The sequence below is a fragment of the Streptomyces sp. NPDC032822 genome, from assembly GCF_055578825.1.
The window spans coordinates 74507-82305 of record NZ_JBVIOL010000027.1; the positions used below are offsets into that span (position 1 = coordinate 74507).

Annotated in this window: 8 protein-coding genes; 6 read left to right on the forward strand and 2 right to left on the reverse strand. The window is 68.5% G+C overall.

The window, feature by feature from the left end; translation table 11 throughout:
• The first annotated feature begins 33 nt into the window (after positions 1-33).
• Positions 34-807, forward strand: coding sequence for a dienelactone hydrolase family protein (locus ACZ5VD_RS40310; RefSeq protein ID WP_468685407.1), 774 nt, complete (start codon positions 34-36; stop codon positions 805-807).
• Between the two features lie 16 nt (positions 808-823).
• Here ACZ5VD_RS40310 and ACZ5VD_RS40315 read toward each other — a convergent pair whose 3' ends face one another.
• Positions 824-1342, reverse strand: a complete 519-nt coding sequence (locus tag ACZ5VD_RS40315; RefSeq protein WP_468685408.1) for a hypothetical protein — start codon at positions 1340-1342, stop codon at positions 824-826.
• A 978-nt stretch (positions 1343-2320) separates the two neighbouring features.
• Between ACZ5VD_RS40315 and ACZ5VD_RS40320 the strand changes: the two genes are divergently transcribed.
• From ACZ5VD_RS40320 to ACZ5VD_RS40335, 4 genes are all read left to right on the forward strand, one after another.
• A complete protein-coding gene (locus ACZ5VD_RS40320) occupies positions 2321-2647 on the forward strand; it encodes a pyrophosphohydrolase domain-containing protein (RefSeq protein WP_468555099.1) in 327 nt (108 codons plus the stop codon).
• A gap of 446 nt (positions 2648-3093) precedes the next feature.
• Positions 3094-3654: an SMI1/KNR4 family protein gene (locus ACZ5VD_RS40325; protein WP_468685409.1), complete on the forward strand. Its 561-nt coding sequence runs from the start codon at positions 3094-3096 to the stop codon at positions 3652-3654.
• Positions 3655-3817: 163 nt separating this feature from the next.
• Positions 3818-4600 carry a sulfite exporter TauE/SafE family protein gene (locus ACZ5VD_RS40330; protein ID WP_468685411.1) on the forward strand — a complete coding sequence of 261 codons (783 nt, stop codon included), beginning with the start codon at positions 3818-3820 and terminating at the stop codon, positions 4598-4600.
• Between the two features lie 209 nt (positions 4601-4809).
• Positions 4810-5613 (forward strand): maleylpyruvate isomerase family mycothiol-dependent enzyme, encoded by an 804-nt coding sequence (locus ACZ5VD_RS40335; RefSeq protein ID WP_468685413.1) that lies wholly within the window; start codon positions 4810-4812, stop codon positions 5611-5613.
• Positions 5614-5976: 363 nt separating this feature from the next.
• Here the strand turns inward: ACZ5VD_RS40335 and ACZ5VD_RS40340 are convergent, their stop codons facing one another.
• The gene (locus ACZ5VD_RS40340) at positions 5977-6660 is read right to left on the reverse strand and encodes a LysR family transcriptional regulator (RefSeq protein WP_468685415.1); all 684 of its coding nucleotides are present in this window, start codon (positions 6658-6660) and stop codon (positions 5977-5979) included.
• 163 nt (positions 6661-6823) lie between these two features.
• On the opposite strand from ACZ5VD_RS40340, the gene ACZ5VD_RS40345 reads away from it, so the two are divergent.
• Positions 6824-7438 carry a hypothetical protein gene (locus ACZ5VD_RS40345; RefSeq protein ID WP_468685416.1) on the forward strand — a complete coding sequence of 205 codons (615 nt, stop codon included), beginning with the start codon at positions 6824-6826 and terminating at the stop codon, positions 7436-7438.
• Positions 7439-7799: the final 361 nt, after the last annotated feature.

The following is a 7799-nucleotide window of genomic DNA, read 5'->3' on the forward strand; positions in this document are numbered from 1 at the left end:
CGTTTATCGAGTGAACTCCAAAGAAGGAAGATCTTGCCCACCAAAACACTGCGGATCCCCACCACAGACGGTCAGGCCGACGCCTTCGCCGCCTTCCCCGACCACGGCGAGCGGCACCCGGGGGTCCTGATGTACGCGGACGGCTTCGGCATTCGGCCCGTGCTGCGGGAGATGGCCCGCGAACTGGCCGGGCACGGGTACTACGTGCTCGTCCCCAACCTCTTCTACCGACACGGCCCGGCACCGGTGATCGAACTTCCCGAGCACATCGGAGAAGAGGTCCGGCCCGCGCTCATGGCCCAGTTAATGCCCTTGATCGGGGCGCACACCGTCGAACGTGTCCTGAGCGACGCCGACGCCTACCTTGGGTTCCTCACCACTCAGCCCGAGGTCGGCGCCGGACCGGTCGCGGTGACCGGCTACTGCATAGGCGGCCTTCTGGCGATGCGTACCGCCGCTGCCCACCCCGGCCAGGTGGCCGCCCTCGCCGCATTCCACGGCCCCGTGGGCGCGGACGGGCCGAGTGCCTTCGCCGGGATCGCCGCCCAGGCCCACTTCGGCCACGCTGAAAGCGACCTGACGCCCGAAGCCCTCAGCGAGCTCAACCGGGCCCTGGACGCCGCAAACGTCGACTACACCTCCGAGATCTACCCCGGCACCGTCCACGGTTTCACCATGTCCGACACCGACGCCTTCGACCCCGCCGGACGGCAGCGTCATTGGGACCGCCTGCTCCCCCTCCTCGATCTCACCCTGGGCGGACTGAAGCCCGTGCCGCCGCGACTCCCTGAGCTCCCCGAAAACTGACGGCAGAACCCGGACGTCACCGAAGCCGCTGTTCAGCGGCCTGTTCCAGTAGCGCTCGTGCGGAGTCCGAGTAACGCATCGCGGTCTTCTCGTCGCGCCCGAACACCTCCGCGAGGTGGAGCGGATCGGGCCCGTGGGCGAGGGCCTCTTCGAGTTGCCGGTCGACGCGGAGCCGCTCCAGTGTCGCGTCTTGTCCGCGCAACGTGGCGCTGATCCAGTGGTCGCTGGCGCGGCTGGTCTTGGTGGCGGTCTGGTTGTTGATCAGTAGGTGGAGGTTGGGTGTGATCGGCCACCGGCTCCGTCGGTGCTCCAGCCAGTTCAGCAGCAGTCTCAGAGTGAGGTCGTCGAGCGGGCGTACTCGCCCGGCGATGGTCAGCCGGCGGTTGCCGACGTCGAGGTCGTCGAGCATGAGGGTGCCGATCTGGGCGACTCGGGCGGCGTGCACTGCGGCGAGGGCGAGGATGAGACGTGCCGCCGGGGTGGTGGCTGCCGCGACGGACCGGTCGACCTGGGCAGGGACGAGCGGTTGAATCACGCCGTACTCGTACTGACCGACCTTGATCCGGCTGGTGGGGTTGCGGAAGATGAGACCTGCCCGCTTGGCCCAGGTGGACAGTGAGCGCAGGGCGACGAGCTGGTCGCGGCGGTGGTGGCCGTGCAGCTTTTGACGTGGGTGAGGACATCGTCGCGGGTGACTTCCCGCAGGTGGTCGTAGCGGTTCGACCACTCCAGCAGTGCCGGTCGGACATGGTTGAGGTAGAGCCAGACCGTGCCGTGCCGCCGGGGCCGCCGTCGCGCAGGGTCCGGGTCCAGCGCTCGGCCTCCGCGCCGATGCCGGGCGCGAGTCCTTCCAGGCGCTCGGCGAGCCAGCGTTCGAAGGTGGGCTCACTGTCGTCCAGGAAGATTCCCATGTCCTCCAGGACCGTGACGGTATGTCCGACCGGCAGGTCGTGGGCCCGGAGCGGGGTGAAGATCTCGCTGTGGCGGATGACATCGCCCTCGACGTACTCGGTGAGGACCAGGGCCAGGCCGGTCAGGGTCGTCCTCCACCAGCAGGCTCTGCCCATACCCGGCCTCGCTAGGGACCCTGCCCGTCACACCGGCTGTGTGGATCCGTCGGCCATCGCAGCGATCAGTCGCCGGTGCAACTCCCGGATGAGCGCGGTGAGTTCAAGCAGGGCTCCTCCTCGCCGTGATCCCACATCTCAATAGCACCCGCCCAGTTGACACCGGCAGGGGAACCGACGAGAACAGGTGAGCGGTGGTTGCACAGGTCAGACGTGGAATGGCCGCTCGGAGGCTATGAACCTGCCGCCGCATCGGACGGCCCCTGCCGACGGGGTTCAGCGCCCGCTTTCGTGTAGCCGATGCTGATTCTGAGCCGTCGTGTACCTGCACGGGTGGGAATGGCGGTTCGCATGGTGAGTGGTGGGGTGAGGTGCTTAGGCTTCCTCGGCATGAAAGGGCGGCCGTCGGGGTCCGCCTCGGGTTGATGGGTGCGGGGGAGCAGTCGGTGAACCGTAAGGGTGGGTACGGCAAGTTGGTGCGGGACCGGATTCCGCAGATTATTCGCGAGGACGGGGCCGAGCCTTTCACCTACATCGCGGGCCCGGAGGAGTACCGCACCCGTCTGCGGGAGAAGCTCGGCGAGGAGGTCACCGAGTTCCTGGAGGCTGATGATGCCAGGGCACCGGAGGAACTCGCGGACGTGCTGGAGGTGGTGCACGCGCTCGCAGCGGTCCTGGGAGTCGGCGCGGAACAGTTGGAGAGGATCCGCGAGAGCAAGGCGAGTGAGCGCGGCGGCTTCGCGGACCGGATCGTCTGGACCGGCAACCGCTGACCCCAGCCGCTTCGGCGGGCCTTCGACACTCCCGATGACAAGAGCGCGCGTTGACCTTCTTCGCACGCGAGATAGATCTTGGTGGTGAGGCCTCCCCGGGGACTGGCCCAGACCGTGGTCCTCAGGCTCACCGCTGTCCCGCCCGGCGGCTCCTTCTGGGCCCGCCCGTCACGGCGGGCGCCCGCCGCGTGCCCATGGTCACGACAGATGTTCGGGTTGAGGTTCCTTGCCGTGCCTTTCGGGCGCAGCGCCGCACGGGCGATGTCCGGGTGGACGCCCAGAGGCTCCACGTGGATGGGCAGGGCCGCTCATGGAGACGGGGAAGGGGGAGGCGCTGAGAATTGAGACAGGGGTGTGATCTTTCTGGGACAGGGGGTTGGCAAGGGGCAGGCGGTGGTGCCGCAGCGCGCGGGGTGTTGTCACCGAGGGGTGGTATCCATTGCCGCATGAATACTGATCAAGCTGATCCTGCTGAGTTGGCGGAGCTTTGTGCGCCGTTCAGCGTCGATGACGGAGGCGAGTCGGCTCTTGGGTGGGAGGCGGTGTATGCCTTCGAGGCAGAACACGGGATCGTGCTGCCCGAGCTGTATCGGACCTTCGTCGCTGAGATAACGGATGGTTCGTACTCCGGGCCGCCCGAGTACGGGCTGCTGTCGGTGGCGGAGCTGCCAGAGGACTGGGGCGATGACGAGCAGGAGCGCGATCTGAGTAAGCCGTTCCCGTTGGTGAAGGCATGGATGTGGGAGGACGAGTCGGACCCGTCCGAGGATGCTGACGAGCTCCTGGAACAGGTCTGTAACCACGGCTCGATCGTGCTCGGCACCGATGGGTGCGCGATGAACTGGCATCTCATCGTCACGGGGCCTCACCGAGGGCACATCTGGCTGATCAGTGACGTCGGTGCTGTCCCCTTCGGCGAGCAGTTCGGGTTCACCACTGCGGAGCCTGGCTTCGCGGGCTGGGTCCGGCATTGGGCAGCGAACAAGCCTTGGTATGACGCTGTGTGACTCAGGAGTAGGGCGTGTGGCGGTTTCCTCCCGTTCTGATCTGCTTCAGCCGGGGTCTCCACGCCACCAAAGAGAGCCCCGATGAACATCTCGTTGCAGGCCGTCCTCACCATCGCCCGGGGCGTTGATACTGGCCAGGCGATCGACAGGCGGGGGGAAAGCGGTGGACTGGACACTGGCGGGAGGGCTGGCCGCCGGCCTGCTGCTCGCGACCGTGACCGCCCCGGTCGGTGTGTCCGGCGCGGTGTTCCTCCTGCCGGTCCAACTGAGTGTCTTCGGTGTGCCCAACCCCGCGGTCACCCCGACCAACCTGCTGTTCAACGTCGTCGCCGGACCTGGTGCTCTGTGGCGTTACCGCCGCGACGGCGCCCTGCGCGGAGACCTTGCCCGACGACTGGTGCTGGGCACCCTTCCCGGTGTCGTGCTCGGGGCCGCCATCCGCGTCTTCGCCATTCCCGGCCCGAGTGTCTTCCGGCTGTTGATCGCAGCCCTGCTGCTGCCGCTCGGGCTGTGGCTGTGTCTGCGCACCCTGGCCCCGGCACACCAGCGGCCGTCCGCAAGAGAGCTGACCCCTCGCACACTCACCGGACTCGCCGTGGCGGTCGGAGTGGTCGGAGGTATCTACGGCATCGGGGGCGGCTCCCTCCTCGGACCGATCCTCTGCGGACGCGGCCTGCCCGTCGCACGCGTGGCCCCGGCCGCGCTTGCCGCCACGTTCGCCACCTCTCTTGTCGGCGCCGGCGCCTACGCGCTGCTGTCGTTGGTGAGCGCCGGGGACGTCGCCCCGGACTGGGAGCTCGGGCTGGCCTGCGGCGCGGGCGGACTGATCGGCGGCTACCTCGGCGCACGCCTCCAACCCCGCCTGCCCGAACGAGCCCTACGGCTTCTGCTCGGCACTCTCGCCGCAGCCGTCGGCGCCCTGTACACCGCCCAGACCCTGACCTGACCTGAGTCCATGCTGGTGAGGACGTACGAGGGTGACCGCCAACGGGCGTTCGGCAGTGGCCGACAGACAGCCCAGACCCTGTCCACCACCTACGATCGCTTCAGAATGAGGGCGCCGCGTCGTCCGAGCGCGCGGTCCGAGCCGTGCGCTTGCCGCGTCAGCTGCGGAAATCGCTGTCGGTTGCTGGAGCACGGTGATAGACACGCGGAGTGCAAAAGACTCTGGAGTTCCCCGATCTGCTACGGCTCATAGACGAACGGTCGACGGCCTTCCGCGCCGCGGTCGCCTCGGCGCCCAGCCTTGAGGTGCAGGTGCCGACCTGCCCCGAGTGGACACTGTTCGATCTGGTGCAGCATTTGGGCGAGGGGCGCCGCAAGTGGGCCGCCATCGTCGGCGCTGGGCCTGCCGACGCTCCTGCGGCCAGGTCCGCATGGGGTGTTCCGGCTGCGCCTCGGGAGCGCGAGGCACTGCTGGACTGGTGGTCCGCCTCCGCGCAGCAGCTACTGGACGCACTGCGGGAGTCCGGCCCGGATCGCGGCTGCTGGACCTGGTGGGATACGTCGCAGTCGCCGCAGACCGCCGGTGCCGCAGCGCGACATCAGCTCCAGGAGATCGCGCTGCACACCTACGACGCTCAGATCTCTGTCGGCGTCCCGCAGCCGCTGCCGGACGAGGTGACACTCGACGGTGTCGATGAGTTCCTGTCCACCTGCTGCGCGACGACGAGCGCCTGGCCGCACGATCCCGCCGCCGTCGACTACCACGCCACCGAGGGCAGTTCCTGGCGCCTCACACTCTCCGCCGACGGAGCACGGAGCGCCCGCCTCCCCGAACCCGGCACCGGGCCTGCCACCGCTGCCGGCGAGGACTTGGACGCGGCCGACGCCTCCCTCCGGGGCACGGCCGGTGAGCTGGTCCTGGCCTTGTACGGCCGTATTCCGGTGGATTCCCTGAAGGTCGACGGCGACCGGCGTCTCTTCGATCAGCTCCTGGCCTGGGACCCGGACGAGTAGGGCGTGACGCGACGCCGGCTCGCATGCTTCGAGGTGCTGAGTCTCCATACTGGAGCAACGTCGCGCAGGGGCAGCGCTGCCGGCAGCAGGGTGGTGGGCGGGGAGACGTGCGGGGTCCGGCGTGGAGCTGGGTCGGTGAGGCGGGCCGACACGAGCCCGTCCGGAACCGCCCTGGCGGCCGGCGACGGGACCAGCGCGACGCCAGGGCCCGCGGCCACGTAAGCGAACGTTCCCGTCTGCTCCGCGATCCGGATGACCTTTCTGAGGGCGAAGCCCGCCTGGGCGCAGGCGTCGGCGAGCATCGTGGCACGGTCCCGTACGCGTCCTGCAGCCAGGCCTCGTCGCGCAGTTCGAGCAGATCGGTCACGTCGGCTGCGGCCAGGGGATGCCTGTGGGGGAGGGCGAGGGGCGATGTGTCTTCGTAGAGCGGTGTCGTGGCTGCTGCGTGGACAGAGGCCAGCCCGCAGTGGGGGTCGCTGACCACGGCCAGATCCAGCGCCCCGTGCGGTCGCCGCTCCATCCGCGAGCAGGGCCGCGAGCGCGCCGCTGCGGCCTTTGACCGCGATGACCTCGACATACGGTCGGGCTTGCCTGAATGCCCGCGGGGCGGCAGGCGCCAACGCGGTGTTGGCGGTGAGGAGTGCCCCTATGGGCAGTAACCCACCGTGCCTCCTCGTGCAGTACGGCCAACTCCCGCTCTGTATGGGCCAGGTGGTCGAGGACATCCACGGAGTGCCGGTACGCGGGGCGGCCTGGCGGGTTCGCCGTAGGTCCCCTCGGGAGCCTCTCACAGCGTGGTTCGCCAGCTTCCTGCTCCAGCGATGCGATGCGTCGGGAGATCGGCGGCTGTGCGTAGTCGAGGCTGACCGCTGCCTTGGTGAGAGACCTTGTCCCGGCCAGGGGCGCCGGTAGCCGCAGCGTATCGATGTCGAACACGAGCCACCCTTCCGTCCCGCCTACCCATTCCCATGACGCATGGCTGCCAGTTAATTCAGTCGCTGGTGGAATGTTCTGCTTCGCCCTAGCGTCGATGGGGCGGTCGTGCACGGGCCGCTTAGATCACCGTGGGGGCCTGAATTCCCCATGCCGGATGAGGGGAAGTGCCGCGATGCGAAGGACGCAGGAGCTCGGGCGCACGATGAGTACGTGGGGGTGCGAGCGTGGCTGTTCGAGTCCGGCTGCCCACCGCCCCGACCACCAGGACCTGGCGATGAACCGGCCAGGGCGTGTCCGCGCAGCGCTGCTGCTCACGGTCGTCACGGCTGTACTGCTCAGCGCCTGCGGGGGAGCCGGCTCCGACCCGGCCGAGGGCGGCGACACGCGGGCCGCGCAACCGACCCCGGCGGCGACCTTGTCCCCGCCCCCGTCTCCGACCGCGGCGCCCACACCGACTACTGCCGTCGAGATTGCTGAGGCGGTCGACAGTTGGTACGCGTTCGGAGGTGAGACGGCGATGGTCAGCTTGATCACGGAAGCGGTGGAGGCTCAGGAAGGCGGCCGCCCCAGTGCAGACATGGAGCTGGTGACACTGGACTTCGGTGGTCTCATGGAGGCGCTCAGCACGGCCCGGCTGTTCGGTTCCCTCCCCGACCCCAAGGCCCGGACGGCCTGGTCGGCCGCCATCGAGGACCTCGATGAGGGCGCGCGTGAGGTCCTCGATTCGGCGCCCGAGGACACGCTGATCCAGTCGCCTCAGGAGGCTGGACAGGCGCTGCGGGGGTGGCACACGTTCGACGAAGGGATCAAGAGCCTCAAGGCTGTCCAGGCACGACTCGACGGCGCCTTCGGCCTGAAGCCGTCTCCGGACCCATGGGCAGCGAGGTAACCCTGGGTGCTGTCCGGCGGTTCACGACCGGAGACATATGCGGACCGCCGCGCGGTGGCGGAAAGACGTAGGCACTCTTGCCGTTGCGGTGGGCATGAGCCATCTCTGCCGTCCGTCCCACCCGCTCTGATAAGCCGACCCGGGCAATCGACGGAGCGGCTCAAGTGGTCCATTTCTGCTGCGAGATGGCGACTCGGCGGTGCAGGGACTGTGTGAACCCGTTCCCGGTCGCCCCTGGCACGGGATCATGAACCTGGACCGCAGTGCTAGGGCCTGTGTGACGTTGTGATCATCCAGTTGCCTCCAGCAGGTCGTTGATCCAGATCATTGAGGCACGGAGGTGGAGGCCGGCGATGTAGCT

Coding starts and splice junctions, on each gene's coding strand:
- ACZ5VD_RS40325 (WP_468685409.1), top strand. CDS start 3,094: ATGAATACTGATCAAGCTGATCCTGCTGAGTTGGCGGAGCTTTGTGCG.
- ACZ5VD_RS40345 (WP_468685416.1), top strand. CDS start 6,824: ATGAACCGGCCAGGGCGTGTCCGCGCAGCGCTGCTGCTCACGGTCGTC.